Origin of the sequence: Herminiimonas aquatilis, from assembly GCF_042665175.1 — a bacterium.
Classification (GTDB): Bacteria; Pseudomonadota; Gammaproteobacteria; order Burkholderiales; family Burkholderiaceae_D; genus Oxalicibacterium; species Oxalicibacterium aquatilis.
This window is the reverse complement of the sequence record NZ_JBHTCC010000005.1, coordinates 78,479-97,630: the sequence shown is the minus strand read 5'-3', so window position 1 is coordinate 97,630 and position 19,152 is coordinate 78,479. Positions and strand designations below refer to the sequence as shown.

Sequence of the window (19,152 nt, the reverse complement as noted above, 5' to 3'; positions counted from 1 at the left end):
TTTAAGGACGTATTTCAAAAAAATCCATACTGTTATAAGTCTGCCTCGCCAATTCGGTAAGGGCTGCTTCGACGGCCTGTTGCCAACTATGCTCCCCGAGATTCCCATATTGATATGAGCGGCGAAAAGCACCGCGCCGTCTGTAGTGTTGCGTTCTGGACTAAACGGTTGGGCCAAAAAATAACGCCGTTTGTCAAAAATGGGTTAAATTTGATCAAATAAGAAAAAATAAAAACACAACAACAGGATCTCTAAGTTCCATAGCATGGAGCCAAGAGCATTGATGGGAGCCAAGTCGATGATTTATACCAAGACGGAATTGGGCCAAATAGCGTTTCAGAATCGTTCTGTTACGCTCACTCCGCGGCAGCGTTCTGCATTCATCATGTTTGACGGCAAACGCAGCACTGAAGAGGTACTCAAGGCGACCGCCGGACTGAATGTCACGGCAGATGATGTGAATCATATGGTGGCTCTGGGTCTGCTAGTGGCGGCCGTTATTCCTGTTGAGGTACCACAGCAGGCACCCGCCCCTCAGCCGGCAGCTGCGTCGTCCGATGCAAGTGCGCCTACCCAAAGCGATCAAGCGCATTATTTAAATGCCTACCGGATTGCCGCACGCTTGACCGGGAACCTGGGCCTGCGCGGCTTTGGAGTCAATCTGGCGGTAGAAGCCGCCGGTAACCTAGCTCAATTGCAGGAGCTTGCGCCCAAAATCAAGAATGCTGTCGGGCCGGAGAAGTTCAAGGAGCTTGAAAGCGCGCTGTACGATTGAAGACCCTACGGCGCATGCAGCCCATGCGCCAGTTATCACGCAATTCAGCTCAGCTTTGGAATTGCATTTAAGCGCTGAGCTCAAAAAATTCCCAACAAGGGAATAGCTAGGTAAAAGCTCTGTACATCTCCCCTTTGCTTTGTTGTGAAGCTCACCATAATGACGCTTCACGTACCTGTTCCTGCGGGAATCGTACGCAAACGACAACCGATGAGGATGACACCATGCTGACCGAACGCGAACTTGAAAGCTCTTATCTGGGCCAATTCATCCCCGTCCATTACCATCACAATATGTTGATGGATCAAAACCGGATGTCGGGCTTCAAGGCTGCGATTAATCATCTGGTTGCACCTGGCGCCAAGGTGTTGGAGTTGGGTGGCGGCACGGGCGTGTTGTCATGGTTTGCGGCAGCCAAGGCAGAAAAAGTCTGGTGCGTTGAATACAACCCGGATCTTGTAAGAGAGGCGCGCAACTTTTTGTCCAAGAACGTTAATGGACACAAGGTTGAAGTCGTCGAAGCCGATGCCTTTGACTATTTGCCACCTGAACCGGTGGACGTCGTGATCTGCGAAATGATCCACGTCGCGATGGTGCGTGAGAAGCAAGTGCAGGTGATCGAAGCATTCAAACAGCGCTACCTGGAAAAATTCGGCGGGCCATTGCCACTCTTCATTCCGGAAGCAATGATCATGGCTGTCCAGCCTTTGCAGCAGGATTACTCTTTTGCAGGTTACAACGCACCTATCGTGCAATTCCGCGAAGCGACGTTCGAGCAAGCAGGTAGCATTGATCTCGCTGCGCCAGCAGTGTATTCCTTGCTGGATTTTACGCAGCCGGTCGGCACCGATATTGCGTGGCAAGGCTCGTTCGCGATTGAACGTGACGGCATCGTTAATTCCTTGCGTTTCGTCACCAAGAATATCCTTGCCGTCGTGATGGAAAAAAATTCGACGATTGATTGGCTGAATCACTATATGACCTTACCGCTGGCGGACCCGGTTTTAGTCAAGGCCGGTGATCAGTTATGCGTCAGCCTTGCCTATCGCGCGGGAGGCTCTATCCAGTCGTTGCAAGCGTCGATACGTGCAGGCGATGCCTCGATCTTTGCGGTTGAAGAGCAGATAGAAACGGCCGCTGCCTGATTGGACAGAATAGCGGGATTAAAAAATGGCGAGCCAAACATGGCTCGCCATTTTTTTACGCAGCAGTAATTTACTTTACAACCAGCGACACCACGGTCAGCAAAACAGCGATGAAAATTGCCACCCCCAGCAGTGCGGCCACGATGACATACACCGGATTGAGTCCGGTCACGTCTTTCTCATAGTCGGAACGGCGCCGCAGGCCGACGAACGACCAGAACACCGCGCCCAGCGTTGCCAGAAAAGACGTCTTTTCAGTTTTTTTCTTGATTGGCTCTGTCATCATTTTCCTTTTAGCGGTTTCCTCTAGGCTTCGTCATCTGCGCCACATCAAGTGGCCTGTCGCGCCAGCGTAGTTTTCCTGATTAACAGAATACCGATCAGAATACCGATCGCTGCTCGCCTTTGACAGTACCAGATACGTTTGCAATCACCATATCAGATACAGACTTGGCTGCCTCGTTTGCTAGTGATTTGACGTCAGCAGCGTCAGCGTCTGGATCAGCATCTTGCACTCATCCGGATTGCCTATGCTGATGCGCAGATACTGATTGATGCGTGGATGCTTGAAGTGGCGCACGATAATCGCCCGTTCGCGCAAACCCGCGGCCAATTGCTCGGCAGCATACGATTCATGGCGAGCAAAGATAAAGTTGGCTGCGGAAGGCAATACTGTGAAGCCAAGTTTTTCCAGTGCAGCAGTCATTTGTTCCCTACTGTCGATAATCGCTGCATTGGTTTTCTGGAAATACGCTTCATCGCCATAACTGGCGACTGCACCAGCCAGCGCCAATCTATCCATAGGGTAAGAGTTGAAACTGTTCTTCACACGTTCCAGCGCTTCAATCAGTTTTACATGGCCCATCGCAAAACCGACCCGCAAGCCGGCCAGTGAACGTGATTTCGAGAACGTGCGTATGACCAGCAGGTTGGGGTATTTATTGATGAATGGAATCGCGGTTTCGCCGCCGAAATCGACATAGGCTTCATCGACAACGACAACCGCATTCGGCTGCTTGATCAGCAATGCTTCAATCGCGGCCAGAGGCAAAGGGATACCAGTTGGTGCATTCGGATTGGGGAAAATAATGCCGCCGCACGCACGATCCTCGTAATCGGCGGTGTCGATTTCCATCGCACTGTTCAATGGCACTTCGACGTAGTCGATGCCGAACAGCTTGCAATATACCGGGTAAAAACTGTAAGTGATATCCGCGAACAGCAAAGGCTCGGAATGCTTGAGCAGCGCCATGAAGGCAAATGCCAGCACTTCGTCCGAGCCGTTGCCGACGAAGATTTCATCCGGCTGCACGTCGTGATAAGCGGCCAGTGTCTTTTTCAGTTCGGCCGCATCCGGGTCGGGGTACAGGCGCAAGGAATCCGCCGTGACTGTATGCATCGCAGCGGTCACGGCTGGCGACGGTGGATAGGGGTTCTCGTTGGTGTTCAGCTTGATCAAGCCCGGCAATTTCGGTTGCTCACCCGGGACATATGGCGTGAGTGTTTGCACAATGGGGCTCCAGAACTGGCTCATGACTACTTTCCTTTTTGATTGATACCGTCATTTTATCTTGTGCCGTGGCTGAATAGAAAATCGCTGCGCCGTAAATATGATCGCGTCTTGCAGATGCATGCACTGATTTACAGCTGTGTAGTGACGAGATGACATCGAATCGCCATGCTTTTTCTCCTCTATCGGCTGATAAATCCGCGTCGTTCTGGTACAGTGCCGCCATGAGTAAATTGACCCTAGACCGCATCCTGCAATCGCAGGGATTCGGCACCAGAAAATACTGTCGCGGCCTTGTTGAGGACGGCGAAGTCAGCATCAACGGCGCAGTCGTCGATAACATCAAGACCGTTTTCGATACCACCGATCTCGAATTCACGATTTTCGACGAATTGTGGCGCTATCGCGAGCACGTCTACATCGTGTTGAACAAGCCGGCGAATTTCGAATGTTCGCGCAAGCCCAGCCACCATCCTGGGGTATTGACCCTGTTGCCCGAGCAATTCACCTGGCGCGACTTGCAGCCGGTTGGGCGGCTCGATCACGACACGACCGGCATGTTGCTGATGTCGGATGACGGCCCCTTCATTCACGCGCAGTCGTCGCCCAAGCGTCACATACCGAAGGTGTATGTCGCCACCACGCATGATGCCGTGACACCCGAGTTAATTGCGCAATTGCTGGGCGGCGTGCAGTTGCACGACGAGCCGGCACCGTTGGCCGCGCAGACGTGCCGGATGCTGGCAGAACATCAGATCGAGATCGTGCTGGAACAGGGTAAATACCATCAGGTCAAACGGATGCTGGCAGCAGCGGGTAACCATTGTTCGGCCCTGAGCCGGGTGGCGATTGGAGAATTGACGCTAGAGTCGTTGGGGCTGGAAGAAGGGGAGTGGGTCTATCTGGATGCTGCGCAATTGGCCTTGTTACGGGCGGTTGAGCCTTCTGCTGAAGGTTAATAATTCTGGTTTTCCCTCCATTGTTGGTTTGCCGGACTACCCGGCATCCCAGCTTAGTCTTGAGAAATACAAATATTAATAGCACCAACCTAAAATTTAACACCCAACAAAAAAGCCGCTGATCGCAACATCAGCGGCTTTTTATCAGCTCGTTACTATCTGATCATTTCCGATCAGGCTGCAAAACGCTAGGCAGTGCTTTGGGCAAAGTCTCAGGATAATCGCGGCTGAAGTGCAGGCCGCGGCTCTCGCGACGTGACAGCGCGCTATTGACGATCAGCGATGCCACTTCAACCAGATTACGCAATTCCAGCAAATCCGGCGTGATGCGGAAGTTGGCGTAATACTCGTCGATTTCTTCTTTCAGCAGGCGGATACGATGCTGGGCCCGTTCCAGACGTTTAGTGGTGCGGACGATGCCGACGTAATTCCACATGAAGCGGCGCAGCTCTTCCCAGTTATTGGCGATGATGACTTCTTCATCGGCATCGGTGACGCGGCTTTCATCCCAGGCCGGCAGCGTCACGGCTTTTTGCTTGGGTTGTTCTTCTATGTATTTGGCTGCGGCGCGGCCCAGTACCAGGCATTCCAGCAAGGAGTTGCTGGCTAAGCGATTCGCGCCGTGCAAACCGGTGCAAGTCGTTTCGCCTACCGCATACAAGCCTGGCAGATCTGTGCGACCAGCCAGGTCAGTGATGATGCCGCCGCAGGTGTAGTGCGCGGCTGGCACGACCGGGATAGGTTCTTTGGTGATGTCGATGCCGAATTCCAGGCAGCGCTCCATGATGTTCGGGAAATGTTCTTTCAGGAACTCAGACGATTTGTGGCTAATGTCCAGATTGACGTAATCAACGCCATGCTTTTTCATCTCGGCATCAATGGCGCGCGCGACGATGTCACGTGGTGCGAGTTCTGCGCGCTCATCATAGGCAGGCATAAAACGTTTGCCAGAATTTTTCCCCGAGTTTGGCGGCAACCTCAGTTCGCCGCCTTCGCCACGCACTGCTTCGGTAATCAGGTACGATTTTGCGTACGGGTGATACAGGCAGGTCGGGTGAAACTGGATGAATTCCATATTCGCGATACGGCAACCCGCACGCCATGCCATGGCAATGCCGTCGCCCGTCGCGGTATCAGGATTAGTGGTGTAGAGGTAAACTTTGCCGGCACCGCCAGTTGCGAGCACTGTGTGTTCGGCGGCTATCGTGATGACCTTGCCGCTTTTTACATCCTGCACATACAGACCGAGGCAGCGCGGACCGTGTTTTTTTCGTTCCAGGCTGTTCGATGAGATGACGTCGATGGCGTAGTGATGCTCCATCAAGGTAATGTTCGGATGGTTGCGTACTTTTTCTTCCAGCGTGACTTGTACTGCATGACCGGTTGCATCGGCCGCATGAATGATGCGGCGCTGGCTGTGCCCGCCTTCGCGTGTCAGATGAAAGCCGAGTTCGGCGGTTGCATCCGGTGTGAAGGGCACGCCCTGCTCGATCAGCCATGCAATCGCCTCGGGGCCATGCTCGACGATGTAGCGGGTGGCCGCTTCATCACATAAGCCACCGCCTGCGACCAGCGTGTCGGCGACATGTTCATCATAGCTGTCATGCGAATCGAGAACAGCGGCAATGCCGCCTTGGGCCCAGCTACTGGCACCATCGAGTAGCGCACGTTTGGAAATGACAGCGACTTTGCGGGTTTCCGCCAGGTGGAGAGCAACAGAAAGGCCGGCTAATCCACTGCCGACAATTGCGACATCAAATTTCATAGAGTTTCGTATTAAAGAAGGAAAAGTTTGCCCATGACTATATGCGATTTAGCGCAAGCCTGTGTAATTTGCATTTCAACAGGCGCTTTTTGCTGCACAAAACATGAGAAAAACGTTAAAAATTGCAGATGTGGTGATGCCACCTACAGATGAATTATTTTACAGATAGATGACTGAAAAGAGGCGAGCCAGGTAACTCTTGGCAGTGACGGGCTGCGAACACAATTGAATAACGAAATGGAAGAGCTGGCTGCGCAAGCGGAAAAATACTGGGCATGAGTAATGCCAACTGCGTATTTTGGCAGGAGCTTATGCTGTCAAAAATGCGCTTGTGGTGGAAGCGGCTATGACGGATTAAGGGGCAGTCTTATCGCTGGCATGAATCAGTCGATTGGAAATCGATGGGAAGAACAGATCAGCGTCTCTGCTTGCTCTACCGATAACGGCGGCGAGAACAGGAAACCTTGTCCCAGATTGCAGCCCATTTTCTTCAATTCGCGAATATGGGCTGCGGTTTCAACCCCTTCGGCCACGGTTTGCAGGTTCAGTGTTTGCGCAAGCGCCATCACTAGACGAATAATCTCCCTATCACTTTGCTTTGTGTCCAGACCGTGCACAAAGGCTTTATCGATTTTGAGAATATCGATAGGCAGCTTTTGCAGATACGCGAGCGAAGAATAGCCGGTGCCAAAATCATCAAGTGCCAGTCTCAGACCGAGCCTCTTCAGCATGGACAGGGTTTCTATCGTTTGCAAAGGATTGGCCATTGCAGAAGTTTCCGTGATCTCCAGTTCTATCGTGTGCGGAATGACGCCACTATTGTTGAGTATGTCGCGTACTTGGGTAAAGAATGATGTGTGCAGCAATTGCCGCATCGAGACATTGACCGCAACTGTGACGTTGCCCATAGCAGGATAAGTGACTTGCCATGCCGCGAGTTGTTTGCAAGCCTGCTCCATCGCCCACATGCCGATAGGCACGACCATGCCGGATGTTTCGGCAATAGGGATGAACTCGTTAGGTGAAATCAGTCCATATTCGGGGCTGTTCCATCGCAGCAGCAATTCAAATCCTTTGACACTGCCATCCGCCAGCGAGACCTTGGGCTGATAGGCAACCGACAGTTCATTGCGTTCCAGCGCAAAACGCAAAGCCACGTCCATACGCGCGTGTTTTGCGGATTTGCTTTGCAGTGCGGCATCGTAAATCTCTGCGCGATTGCGCCCGCGTTCCTTGGCTTGATACATCGCGGCATCTGCATCCCGTATCAAGTCGGCCGGGACCTGATGATCAGGGCTCAATTGCGCAATACCGATACTGGTCTGGATTTTCACCGCGATGCTGTCGAAGATCAGCGGTTCCGATACCGCCTGCATGATAGCGTTAGCCTTGACGCTGGCTTCTGCCAAAGAAGAGTTGGTCAGGATGACGAATTCATTGCCGCCAAAACGTGCGACGAAATCAGTTGGTGGCAATGCATCGACGACGCGTTTGCAGATTTCGATCAGGCACTTGTCACCGAAATCATGACCGTGCGTATCGTTGACGCTCTTGAAGAAATCAAGATCGCAGAACAACATGGTCAGGCTGGACTGGCGTTGTCGACTGATTTCCATGGCGCTGACCAGCGTATTGACCAGATAGCGGCGATTCGGCAAATCGGTGAGGATGTCGTGCAGCGCCTGGTATTCGATTTGCAATTCTGTCGTCTTGCGTTTGGTAATGTCGCGTGTGACGCCGAGTATGCCGATGGTTGCGCCCTTGGCATCACGCAGTGGATATTTACTGGTGTGAAACCAGCAATGCATATCGCTGTGCCAGAATCCCGGCATTTCTATATCTTGTAGCGGTATGCCGGTTTCCATCACTTGCAGATCCTGCTGCTGGATTTCATCGGCGATTTGCTGCGACGTAAATTCGTCTTCCTCATTCGCCATCTTCATGCAGATGTCGTATACGGTTTTGCCGCGCAATTCATCTTCGCTGGAATAGCCGAAACGTTTTTGGAATACCTGATTACTGATGGTGAAGCGGCCTTCACGATCCTTGACGTAAATCATCGATGGGTTCAGATCGAGTACCGCGCGCAGTAATGTGGTTTCTTCCTGTAATTTGAGTTCAGCATCCTTGCGCAGGGTAATGTCTTCGATACTGAATACGAGTCCATTAATGGCGGAATCGTGCAGCATGTTGTAACCACGCGTTTCCAGCCAGACCCAGTGCCCATCTCTATGTTGTGTGCGGTGGCGGGAAAAAATACTGGCGTGCGGCGTATTGCGCAGATAGCGCAATTTGTTTTTATGCTCTTCTTCATCCTCAGGATGAAGAATGGGTTGCAGGCTGCCGTAAAGAATTTCCTCTTGATCGTAACCGATGACATCCTGCAGTGCAGGATTGGCAAACTTGATTTGATAATCTGCGTCGGTGATGATGAAAATATGACGTGTCACGCGCGCAATTGCATTGAAGCGGCGATCATTGGTACGTGCCTGGCTGAGAGCGATACGATTGATATTTAGTGTTTTTGCGAGCAGTAATGCCAGCCAGCCTATGCAAATAGTCGCAAAGAATTCAGGCAGCCAGTCGCTAATGGTGACACCCAGACGCACGTTGATGCTATGGCCGATAAAAGCCACGGCAGCGATGACTACGATGCCGATTCGACTATGTAGAACCAGCGGGAACACACCGGCGATGGCAATTAACCACGGCATGGGTAGCGCAGGCATTGCATTCTGTGTTGATAGCGTCGCGATGGCGAAAGTGGCGATGCCAGCTTCACAGAGCAGGAACTTTGCGTTCAGCAGAAGGGATGTGCGCAACCAGAAGTAACGGACAAATGCGGTGAAGAGGAGTGCGCTGAGAATTGTCGCTGCGAGCACGCCGGTGGATGACAAGTTCAGATGCCTGGCATATATCAGCAGAACGACATGGAATACCAAGGTGGCGTACAACAGCAGGGAAGCGGTGCGGAAAATATCGCTTCCTGCTACAGCGTTGACACCACTTAGGCGTGTTTCCTTCATTCGTTCGTAACAACCGGTTTTACTTTGGCTGCGGCTGCCTTGGCATTTTTGCGCGCAGTCTCCACGTTAACTGCCGCCGCCAGCGTAACGCCCATACGGCGACGTGCAAACGATTCCGGCTTGCCGAACAGGCGGATATCGGTGCCTGGTATTTGCAATGCTTCAGCGACACCTTCAAATGCGACTACTTTGGCCTCGTGCTGACCGTAAATTACGGCCGAAGCGGCAGGCGTTTTCAGCGCGACATTCACCGGCAGGCCGAGGATTGCCTTGGCATGCAATTCAAATTCGCTTTGTTCCTGGCTAGCCATGGTGACCATGCCTGTGTCATGCGGACGCGGGCTAACTTCCGAAAACCAGACCATATCGTGTTTGACGAAGAGTTCGACGCCGAATAAACCCAGACCACCGAGGTTGTCGGTCACTTTCTTTGCGATATCGTGCGCTTTTTGCAATGCGCCTGGATGCATCGCTTGCGGTTGCCATGACTCGACATAGTCGCCGTTGACTTGCACATGACCGATAGGTTCGCAGAAGTGCGTATGTACTTCGCCATCGGCGCCTATGGCGCGTACCGTCAGCAAGGTGATTTCATAGTCGAAATCGATGAAACCTTCGACGATCACCCGGCCTGCATCGACGCGACCACCCGCGGCGGCACAATTCCATGCTGATTCAACATCGGCCAGACTGTTCAGCTTGGATTGCCCTTTGCCAGACGATGACATCACTGGTTTGACGACGCAAGGAAAGCCGATTTCCGCAGCGCCAGCCTGGAGTTCTTGCAGGCTGTCGGCAAAGCGATAAGGAGATGTGGCAACACCTAATTCTTCAGCCGCCAGGCGACGTATGCCTTCCCTGTCCATTGTCAACCATGCTGCACGTGCCGTTGGAATCACGCGTACCAGACCTGCGTTTTCCAGCTCCATTAACGTGGTGGTTGCGATGGCTTCGATTTCAGGCACGATCAGATCCGGTTTTTCCTGATTGATCAATTCTGCAAGCGCCACACCGTCGGTCATATCAATTACGTACGCACGATGGGCGACTTGATGGCCCGGGGCACGAGCATATCGATCTACTGCAATCACTTCAACTCCCAGGCGTTGCAGTGAAATGATCACTTCTTTACCCAACTCTCCCGAGCCCAGCAACATGACCTTGGTCGCGGTGGATGATAAGGGTGTACCGATGCGCGGAGTGACGTTGCTTTTAATCATGACGGAAAATTCTGGGAAGGAGAGAAGCCTTCGGATTGAGTTCAGGAAGGTGTGTATTGGCATACAGACAATAGCAAATCTTGCTCCTTTTGGACAGCGCAAATTGCCTGCAGTGGCATTTTTAAAGGCAAAAAAAGTTGAATCGAACAAGCAAAAAAAAACTGCCAGAAAATTTCTGGCAGTTTTTTATTCGAGAGTTTCTCGAACGAAATACTCAGTGCGTTAGTCGTTTGCGTAGATATCGTTGTCTTTGGTTTCTTTAACAAAGATCATACCGATGACAAAGGTAATCAACGCGATGATGATCGGGTACCAGAGACCGTAGTAAATATCGCCTTTGAATGCAACCAGCGCGAACGCGGTGGTTGGAAGCAGACCGCCGAACCAGCCGTTACCGATGTGATACGGCAAGGACATCGATGTGTAGCGAATGCGAGTAGGGAACATTTCCACCAGCATCGCTGCGATCGGGCCATATACCATAGTGACGTAGATCACCAGAATGAACAGCAGCAGCAAGGTCATAGGGTAGTTGATCTGTTCAGGATCAGCCTTGGTTGGATAGCCCTTGGCCTTGATGGCGTCAGCCAGCTCTTTCGAGAAAGCTTTGTCTTTCGCTGCGGCATCATCTTTCGATAAACCGTTCGCGTCGTAAGATGTGAGCAAAGTGTCACCGACCTTGACTGTTGCGACGGTGCCTGGTGCGGCAACTTCATTCGAATAGGCAACCGAAGCAGCCGCCAGTTTAGCTTTCACAATGTCGCATGACGAAGTGAATTTTTTGGTGCCGGTCGGGTTGAACTGGAATTGGCAGGTTGCAGGATCAGCAGTCACGACCACTGGTGCATCTTTCAATGCGGCTTCCAATGCTGGATTTGCATAGTGAGTCAGCGCACCAAAGATCGGGAAGTAAGTCAATGCTGCAATCAGACAGCCGGCCATGATGATAGGTTTGCGACCGATTTTGTCGGACAGCGTACCAAAGATCACGAAGAACGGCGTAGCCAGCAATAGTGACGCTGCGATCAGAATATTGGCGGTTGGTCCATCTACCTTCAGTGTTTGCGTCAGGAAGAACAGTGCGTAGAACTGGCCCGTGTACCAGACAACGGCTTGACCTGCGGTCAGGCCGACCAGTGCGAGAATCACGATCTTCAGGTTTTTCCATTGGCCGAACGCTTCGGTCAATGGTGCCTTCGATGCCTTGCCTTCCGATTTCATTTTAAGGAACGCAGGCGATTCAGCCATCGACAGACGGATCCATACCGAGATACCCAGCATGAAGATCGACAGCAAGAAAGGAATGCGCCAGCCCCAGTCAGCAAATGCAGCTTCGCCGATGGCGGTACGGGTACCGAGAATCACCAGCAGCGACATGAACAGCCCCATGGTCGCAGTTGTTTGAATCCATGCTGTGAATGCACCGCGCTTGTCGTGCGGCGCATGTTCGGCCACATAAGTTGCCGCACCACCGTATTCACCACCCAGTGCCAGACCTTGCAAGATGCGCAGGATGATCAGGATGATAGGGGCCGCGATACCGATCGATGCATAATTTGGCAGCAGGCCGACGATAAAGGTCGATGCGCCCATGATGACGATAGTGACGAGGAAGGTGTACTTACGGCCGATCATGTCGCCCAGACGACCGAACACGATGGCACCGAACGGTCGCACGATGAAACCGGCCGCAAAGGCGAGCAGTGCGAAAATGAACGCGGTGTTTGGATCGGTACCGGCGAAGAACTGTTTGGCGATAATGGCGGCCAAGGAACCGTACAAATAGAAGTCATACCATTCAAATACGGTGCCCAGAGAAGAAGCGAAAATAACTTTTCGTTCCTCCGGGGTGATGCCGCGATCGGCTGTAGAAACTGTGGCCATGCTCGTCTCCTTAAAATTATTAACAGAATGCGGTGGCACATTCCTTGTAGTGGGTAAGCGCCCCGAGTGTGCGACTCAAACCTTACGCGATGCTTGCGCAAGCTTACGTAGCGCTTACATATTGCGGGTATCGATTTTGCAGTGCAACATAGGCAAAAATTCAATCTGCAAGAGCGATGCGTGAGGAAATGATGGGTTCTTGCAAGCGGGCGTGGCATAACGCAATCCAGCCCAATTGACGAACAATTCTTGCGCGAGATGCGGATGGCTCTAAAATGACGCCATTTTGTAAAATGGAAGACCTTCGATGACAAATTCACCCAACAATCCTGCGATCAAACCGGAGTCGACAGCATCGGCTTCGCCGACTATTCCGTTTTTGCAAGAGCTGGGAATTACAGTTGTCGAGTCCGGTGGCGGTCAGGCACAAGTCGAGTTGACCTTGCAGGCTTGCCATTTGAATGGCTGGCAGGTTGCGCATGGCGGCGTGATCATGACCATGCTCGATAATGTGATGTCCCTGGCGGGACGCTCGATGGAGCCGGATATACGCGGTGGTGTTACGGTAGAGATGAAAACCAGCTTCATGCAGCCAGGCGGCACGGAAGGTTGCCGACTGATTGCAAAGGGCAAGGTGGCGCATGCGTCGACCAGCATCTATTTTTGCGAAGGTGAATTGTGGAATGGTGACAAGCTGGTGGCAAAAGCGACCGGCACGTTCAAGTTCCTTCGTCGTACCGACGTCGCAAAAAAACTGAGCCATCCATAAACCTTCGGCGATCCATCAAGCGAAAGCATGCATGAAACATTTTCAGGACAGAGTTGCCGTGATCACCGGTGCCGCCAGCGGCTTCGGTCGCGAGTTTGCGACGAGGGGCGCAAGCCTTGGCATGAAACTGGTGCTGGCAGATGTGCAAGCCGGTGCCTTGCAAAAGGTGGAGGCGGAACTGACAGAGCAGGGCGCGCAAGTATTGGCGGTGCATTGCGACGTGAGCAAGACCGAACATGTGCAAGCATTGGCCGACGCGGCGATGACGCGCTTCGGTGCGGTTCATCTGCTATTTAATAATGCTGGTGTGGCTGGTGGTGGTTTGATCTGGGAGAATTCGCAAGCAGATTGGGATTGGGTATTGGGCGTCAATCTGTTTGGCGTGATTCACGGTGTGCGCATTTTTACGCCATTGATGCTGGAATGCGCGAAGCGCGATCCTTTGTACGAAGGCCATATCGTCAATACTGCATCGGTTGCCGGCTTGCAGAATGCGCCGACGATGGGTATCTATAACGTGTCCAAGCATGCGGTCGTGTCGTTGACTGAAACCCTTTTTCAGGATTTGCGACTGGTGACTTCATCTATCAGTGCCTCGGTCTTATGCCCTTTCTTTGTGCCAACCGGCATACATCAATCCGAGCGCAATCGTCCGCCAGAAATGCTCAACGATGCTGCGCCGACAGTGAGCCAGCGCGCGGCGCAATCGTTCTCTGAAAAAGCGGTGGAGTCGGGAAAAATTTCTGCTGCTCAGATTGCCGAATGGACTTTCGATGCGATACGCGATGAGCAGTTTTATATTTTTTCTGAACCCGAATCGCTGATCAATGCACGCAAGCGAATGGAAGATATTCTGCAACAGCGAAATCCCTACGATCCCTATGAGGATGTGCCGCATATACGTGCATTGCTGAAGGCGAAGCTGGCGCGCTGATGGGGCGGTTGAAGTAGTGCTGGTGTCGGCTTCGGCACTGGCAATCAAGCCATAAGTCGATTAAAACTCAGATTCAAAATCCGACCAAAAATCAAATTCGCAACCAAGCTGCAACGAAGGTATTCGCTAACAAATAACTTCAATATCCTTTGGTGCACTGGCCGCGATGCGGAGCACGTTCAGGCAAGGGCGGCATCGCCACCGCCGGGCGCTCTATCAATACCGGTGGCTGACCGTTTTGCAGTTTGACCAGTGTCGAGACGCGCGTGCCATAGTCAGGTGTTTCAATACACACTGCAGACAGCAAGCGTTCGCGTTCGAGGCTGACACCGGTTTTCGGCAAACGGCAATCGGATGCACAGGTCGTATCCGACAGCATTTCGAAGAAGGCATCTTCCGGAGCGCCCTGGCATAACAGGCTGGCAAATTCAGCTTTGGTGCTGACGACTTTGGGCCATGCACAATCTAGCAGGGAATTGGACAAACCGTACATGCCTTGCTTGAGCGGTTTGCCGTTGCGCTCATCCTGTTCACCGCGATTCGAATACCAGATCAATTCGCTGGCATTGCCGACCAATAAGTTGAAGCCGTTATAGTCTGCTGCAGAGGCTGAAATTTGCTGCACATAATCTGCCGGTGTCATTTCACCAGCCAGATAATTTAACACCAGATTGCCGCGTGTCGGTGCAGCCGAGCGTGTTTCAGATGGGGCGCGAATATTGGTAATCGCGGCAAAGCGTCCATCGCGTGTAATCCCCATCCAGGTGCCGCCGCCTTGCAAGTCGCGACCGGCATAAATCTGCGGATGGTCGTGCCACCAGGTAGCAGCGCTGGCAGGCCTGTCGTAGAGCTCGTCACGATTGCCGGCTGCAAGCAGAGGCATATTCGGCATTACTTGCCAGGCAAAGACGATCAAGCACATAAAGTTAAATCCAGAAAATGTTCCACATGGCGTTTGCCGACGATCATTGAGGGCAAGTCACTACTCGCAACCGCTAGCTCCAGCGTTGCTTCAAAATCTTCCGCGACCTCCAGATAGACTTCCATCCACGTATGCAAGCCATCCATTTCTTCAGGGCGTCGCTTGAGGGCGGAGCGAACGCCGTATTCACGGGTGAGATTATCCTGCAACTCCGTAATTTTTGTCAGGAACACCGCAGCATCGGCAGCTTGTACACGGTAATAAACATAAAGATCCATTGCGTATCGTCCCTACGATGAAGCGGGTTCAGATAAGGGGGCAGTTAAAAATATCATGCCGGATCGGTCAACGCATAAGGCAGCGGTTGGAAGGATAATGCCGGGCCCGTTGCCGAGCCTAGCCTTACTTCCGATTCTGCAGCGGCGAGTTTAATTTCGACCAGACAATCGATTTCGTGCGCATTGCTGCGCTCGGCATTCACCACCATTCCGCATGGTTGTTCGGGATCGTTAATAGAGAATATTTCGGTGCCGGGTTCTGCACTTTGCGCCGTGACGCTGGCATGCATCATGCGACGCTTGAGCTTGCCCAGATACTGGCTGCGGGCCACAATTTCCTGTCCTGGATAGCAACCCTTCTTGAAGTTGACTCCACCTATCAACTCGAAATTGATCATCTGCGGCACGAATTTCTCTTGCGTGACGGGTGTGATGTGCGGCACGCCGCTATCGATTTCGGCTAGGCGCCAGGCTGCTGTACCGCTGGGCTGCAGGATTTTTGTCAGTTGCGGCCATGCTTCGATTGCGTGGGCTGCCGTGGTGATCCATTGATAACGCGGCACTTCAAATGCGTTGGGATGACGGATCAGTGTGCCGGCAGGTGTTTCGACCTTGCCGTAAATGGCGACAGGCAGAGTCGGGAACCATGGCATCAAGGCGGTAGCCGCAGCGGGACCGGACAAACCAAGCATGACCTGATCTTGCGTTATATCTGTCAGCTTGGCTTTCGCGCGCAGGATGAACATGTGCAGGCGTTTTTGTACGCCGGCCTGGATGTCGCGTGGCAGTTGCAGCATGACGCCGTCGGTCGTTTTCCAGATCAGCATGCTGGCCAGCAAACGTCCCTTGGGCGAGCAATAACCGGCCAAGCGTGCTTCATCCACGTCGAGATGCTCGACGTCGTTGGTCAGTTGATTATGCAGAAAATGAGCTGCATCTTCGCCGATGGCGGCGATCAGGCCCAGATGAGTAAGCGGCGCGACAAAGTTGTCCCGGGCTGTTTCGACGAAGGTATCTGTTCCGAAGGACAGGACTTCAGATGCCGCTTCTTCACTGGCAGGTGCACTCAATTGCGCACCCTGTTCAGCAAGAAATTTCAACCATGTAGTCATAGATTCAATCAATAAATTAGAGCAATAAATGAAGGCAAAAACTGCTTCAGCCATTATCATTAGTGTCTGATTATAGTGGCGTGAGAAAAACGCGTCCGATCACCCTCGATTTGCATTCGATTTTAGCGAGACCCTGGTTTAATGAAAAAATTATTAAGACGGACTTTTCTACTGGCAATTATTGTCGGCGCATCGTTCATGTTCTGGGCCGAGCGGCCAATTATTGCCGATGGCCATCCAGCCATAGAATTTACGATTACCCCAGGCAGCAGTCTGAGAAGCAGCATGCAGCAGATTGATGAAGCTCTGGTGCCGGTGCAGCCCATGATGATGGTGATTCTGGCGCAAGTGACGGGTAACAGCACCAAATTAAAAGCCGGGACCTACGAACTGAAGCCAGGCACGACCCCGCGTGGCTTGGTCGATCAGTTGGTGCGTGGCGAGTTTGCGCAAGAAGCGGTGACGGTCATCGAGGGCTGGAGTTTCAAGCAGATGCGGCAGGCGATCAATGCGCATGCTTCGCTGAAGCACGATACCGCAGCCTTGTCGGATCAGGAGTTGATGGCAAAGATATCCAGCACTTACACCAAGCCGGAAGGTTTATTTGCTCCGGACACGTACGTGTTTGCGAAAAATTCCAGCGATTTGCAAATCTATAAACAGGCGCACAACCTTATGCTCAAGCGCTTGAACGAAGCCTGGCTGGCACGCGATTCAACGCTGCCTTATGCGTCGCCGTATGAAGCCTTGATCATGGCGTCGATCGTGGAAAAGGAAACCGGGAAAAAGGCTGAACGTACGATGATCGCCGGCGTATTTGTCAATCGCTTGAAGCAGGGCATGTTGCTGCAAACCGATCCGACCGTCATTTATGGCATGGGTGATAGCTACAAGGGCAATATCCGCAAACGCGATCTGCAGACGGACACGCCGCACAATACCTATACACGTGTCGGTCTGCCGCCGACGCCCATTTCCTTGCCGGGCGCAGAATCCCTGCACGCTGCATTGAATCCGGCCGCGACTGATGCGGTATATTTCGTCGCGCGCGGTGATGGCAGCAGTCAGTTTTCCGCGACCTTGGACGATCACAATAATGCGGTGAACAAGTATCAGCGCAAGTAAGTATTGCTGGCAGTTCCACACATCAGCACAGCGCATGTATATGATCAATGGCGTACACCTTCACATCCTCTTTATGGCAGTGGCATGACAACAGCAAAATTCATTACGTTTGAAGGCATAGACGGTGCGGGAAAATCCACGCATTTGTCGTTCGTGGCCGATTTGTTGCGTCAACGTAAAAAAACTGTCGTTGTCACGCGCGAACCCGGCGGGACTAGTCTGGGTGAGGCGCTGCGTACGATTTTGCTGCATGAAAAAATGCATCTGGAAACTGAAGCCTTGTTGATGTTTGCTGCACGACGCGAACATATCGCACAAGTGATTGCGCCGGCGCTGGAACGTGACGACTGGGTGATTTCTGATCGTTTTACCGATGCCACGTTTGCCTATCAAGGTGGTGGACGCAAGCTGGATTTAAAGAAGTTGGAGATACTCGAGCAATGGGTGCATCCGCATCTACAGCCGGATTTGACCTTGCTGTTTGATGTGCCGCTGGACGTCGCCCGCGCGCGGCTTGATGCGACACGTACGCTGGACAAGTTCGAGCAGGAAAAAGCTGATTTTTTTGCCGCGACACGGGCGGAATATTTACGTCGTGCCGCTGAATTTCCAGAGCGGTTTCGCATCATCGATTCAACGCAAACGATCGCGGCGATCCAGGAACAGTTGTGCAACATCTTGGCGGGACTCGATCATTGAATACTCTTCTACCCTGGCAAGGCGCTTCCTGGCAGCAGTGGCAATTGTTGAGAGAACGGCTGCCGCACGCGATTTTGTTCCATGGCCCGCAAGGCATAGGCAAGACGGCATTCGCCGAAGCGTGCGCGCAATCGCTATTGTGTGAAACGCCGCTTGCGGATGGGCATGCTTGCGGCACCTGCGACGCCTGTGGCTGGTTCACCCAATACAGCCATCCCGATTATCGCCGTGTGCGGCCCGAAATTCTGGATGACGGCGAAGGTGCAGAAGGCGAGGATGGCGAAGCAGAAACGAAGAAAGCCAAATCGACCAAGGCGCCTTCGAAAGAAATCAAGATCGACCAAGTGCGTGCCCTGTCCGATTTCATGAATATCTCCACGCATCGCTCAGGCATGCGCGTGATCACGCTGTATCCGGCCGAAGCATTGAATACAGCTGCTGCCAATTCGCTGCTGAAAATGCTGGAAGAGCCTCCGCCGCGCACCATGTTTTTGCTGGTGACGAACAGCATTGATCGTTTGCTGCCTACCATACTGTCGCGCTGTCGCAAGTTTGCTCTGACGATGCCGGACAGAGATGAAGCTCTTGCTTGGCTCAAGGAGCAGCAGGTTAAAGACGCAGATGGCTGGCTGGCCGAGCAGGGCGGCGCACCGCTGACTGCTTTTGAATCATCGCAAGCCGGTACGCGCGAAACCATGGATGAATTCCTGCAAGTATTGTCGCAGCCAGGCGTCGATGGCGCGTTGAAAGCGGCTGATCGTTTACAGAAGACGCCAGTGCCGGAGTTAGTCTCCTGGTTGCAACGCTGGTTGTATGACGTGCTTTCCATCAAACTTTCCGGCACAATCCGTTACTATCCACGTTATAAAAAAGAACTGGGTGCCTTGGCAGCACGGGTAGAGGTCGACAGGCTGCTGCAGGCGATCAAAAACGTCAATGAGCGACGCGCGATTGCCGACCATCCGCTGGCCCCGAAGCTGTTTATAGAAGATATGTTGCTGGATTATTCGACGCTTTTTTCCTGAAAGG

17 protein-coding genes are annotated in these 19,152 nt (G+C 52.6%); 8 read left to right on the top strand and 9 right to left on the bottom strand.

Features of this window, described 5'->3' with window-relative positions; all coding sequences use genetic code 11:
- Positions 1–265 precede the first annotated feature (265 nt).
- Positions 266–775, top strand: coding sequence for a hypothetical protein (locus tag ACFQO0_RS16335; RefSeq protein WP_382236790.1), 510 nt, complete (start codon positions 266–268; stop codon positions 773–775).
- A gap of 224 nt (positions 776–999) precedes the next feature.
- Positions 1,000–1,920 carry a methyltransferase domain-containing protein gene (locus tag ACFQO0_RS16330; protein ID WP_382236787.1) on the top strand — a complete coding sequence of 307 codons (921 nt, stop codon included), beginning with the start codon at positions 1,000–1,002 and terminating at the stop codon, positions 1,918–1,920.
- A gap of 70 nt (positions 1,921–1,990) precedes the next feature.
- Here ACFQO0_RS16330 and ACFQO0_RS16325 read toward each other — a convergent pair whose 3' ends face one another.
- Complete coding sequence (locus ACFQO0_RS16325) at positions 1,991–2,206, bottom strand: DUF2970 domain-containing protein (RefSeq protein WP_382236784.1); 216 nt, start codon at positions 2,204–2,206, stop codon at positions 1,991–1,993.
- A gap of 180 nt (positions 2,207–2,386) precedes the next feature.
- Positions 2,387–3,454: a histidinol-phosphate transaminase gene (gene hisC / locus ACFQO0_RS16320; RefSeq protein WP_382236781.1), complete on the bottom strand. Its 1,068-nt coding sequence runs from the start codon at positions 3,452–3,454 to the stop codon at positions 2,387–2,389.
- A gap of 200 nt (positions 3,455–3,654) precedes the next feature.
- On the opposite strand from hisC, the gene ACFQO0_RS16315 reads away from it, so the two are divergent.
- Complete coding sequence (locus ACFQO0_RS16315) at positions 3,655–4,389, top strand: pseudouridine synthase (RefSeq protein WP_382236778.1); 735 nt, start codon at positions 3,655–3,657, stop codon at positions 4,387–4,389.
- Between the two features lie 163 nt (positions 4,390–4,552).
- On the opposite strand, the gene nadB is transcribed toward ACFQO0_RS16315, so the two are convergent.
- The 4 genes from nadB to ACFQO0_RS16295 form a co-directional block, all read right to left on the bottom strand.
- Positions 4,553–6,154 carry an L-aspartate oxidase gene (gene nadB, locus ACFQO0_RS16310; protein WP_382236775.1) on the bottom strand — a complete coding sequence of 534 codons (1,602 nt, stop codon included), beginning with the start codon at positions 6,152–6,154 and terminating at the stop codon, positions 4,553–4,555.
- 383 nt (positions 6,155–6,537) lie between these two features.
- Positions 6,538–9,180 (bottom strand): sensor domain-containing protein, encoded by a 2,643-nt coding sequence (locus ACFQO0_RS16305; protein ID WP_382236772.1) that lies wholly within the window; start codon positions 9,178–9,180, stop codon positions 6,538–6,540.
- The gene (gene purT, locus ACFQO0_RS16300) at positions 9,177–10,400 is read right to left on the bottom strand and encodes a formate-dependent phosphoribosylglycinamide formyltransferase (protein ID WP_382236769.1); all 1,224 of its coding nucleotides are present in this window, start codon (positions 10,398–10,400) and stop codon (positions 9,177–9,179) included. The genes ACFQO0_RS16305 and purT overlap by 4 nt, the downstream gene beginning before the upstream one ends.
- A 222-nt stretch (positions 10,401–10,622) precedes the next feature.
- Complete coding sequence (locus ACFQO0_RS16295; RefSeq protein WP_382236767.1) at positions 10,623–12,284, bottom strand: MFS transporter; 1,662 nt, start codon at positions 12,282–12,284, stop codon at positions 10,623–10,625.
- A gap of 307 nt (positions 12,285–12,591) precedes the next feature.
- Here ACFQO0_RS16295 and ACFQO0_RS16290 point away from each other — a divergent pair, with 307 nt between their 5' ends.
- Together ACFQO0_RS16290 and ACFQO0_RS16285 are read left to right on the top strand one after the other, a co-directional pair.
- The gene (locus ACFQO0_RS16290) at positions 12,592–13,053 is read left to right on the top strand and encodes a PaaI family thioesterase (protein WP_382236764.1); all 462 of its coding nucleotides are present in this window, start codon (positions 12,592–12,594) and stop codon (positions 13,051–13,053) included.
- Positions 13,054–13,084: 31 nt separating this feature from the next.
- Complete coding sequence (locus tag ACFQO0_RS16285) at positions 13,085–13,987, top strand: SDR family oxidoreductase (RefSeq protein ID WP_382236761.1); 903 nt, start codon at positions 13,085–13,087, stop codon at positions 13,985–13,987.
- A 139-nt stretch (positions 13,988–14,126) separates the two neighbouring features.
- On the opposite strand, the gene ACFQO0_RS16280 is transcribed toward ACFQO0_RS16285, so the two are convergent.
- The 3 genes from ACFQO0_RS16280 to ygfZ are packed head-to-tail and all read right to left on the bottom strand — an operon-like array spanning position 14,127 to position 16,299.
- Positions 14,127–14,909 (bottom strand): NRDE family protein, encoded by a 783-nt coding sequence (locus ACFQO0_RS16280; protein ID WP_382236758.1) that lies wholly within the window; start codon positions 14,907–14,909, stop codon positions 14,127–14,129.
- Positions 14,900–15,187, bottom strand: a complete 288-nt coding sequence (locus tag ACFQO0_RS16275; RefSeq protein WP_382236755.1) for a DUF4936 family protein — start codon at positions 15,185–15,187, stop codon at positions 14,900–14,902. The genes ACFQO0_RS16280 and ACFQO0_RS16275 overlap by 10 nt, the downstream gene beginning before the upstream one ends.
- A 53-nt stretch (positions 15,188–15,240) precedes the next feature.
- The gene (ygfZ, locus tag ACFQO0_RS16270) at positions 15,241–16,299 is read right to left on the bottom strand and encodes a CAF17-like 4Fe-4S cluster assembly/insertion protein YgfZ (RefSeq protein WP_382236752.1); all 1,059 of its coding nucleotides are present in this window, start codon (positions 16,297–16,299) and stop codon (positions 15,241–15,243) included.
- Between the two features lie 141 nt (positions 16,300–16,440).
- Between ygfZ and mltG the strand changes: the two genes are divergently transcribed.
- The 3 genes from mltG to ACFQO0_RS16255 all read left to right on the top strand — a co-directional run bounded on the left by mltG (position 16,441) and on the right by ACFQO0_RS16255 (position 19,148).
- Positions 16,441–17,424: an endolytic transglycosylase MltG gene (gene mltG, locus ACFQO0_RS16265; RefSeq protein ID WP_382236749.1), complete on the top strand. Its 984-nt coding sequence runs from the start codon at positions 16,441–16,443 to the stop codon at positions 17,422–17,424.
- 84 nt (positions 17,425–17,508) lie between these two features.
- Entirely contained in the window at positions 17,509–18,123 is a 615-nt protein-coding gene (gene tmk, locus ACFQO0_RS16260; protein ID WP_382236746.1) for a dTMP kinase, read from the top strand.
- Entirely contained in the window at positions 18,120–19,148 is a 1,029-nt protein-coding gene (locus tag ACFQO0_RS16255; RefSeq protein WP_382236743.1) for a DNA polymerase III subunit delta', read from the top strand. Before tmk ends, ACFQO0_RS16255 begins: the two co-directional genes overlap by 4 nt.
- Positions 19,149–19,152 lie beyond the last annotated feature (4 nt).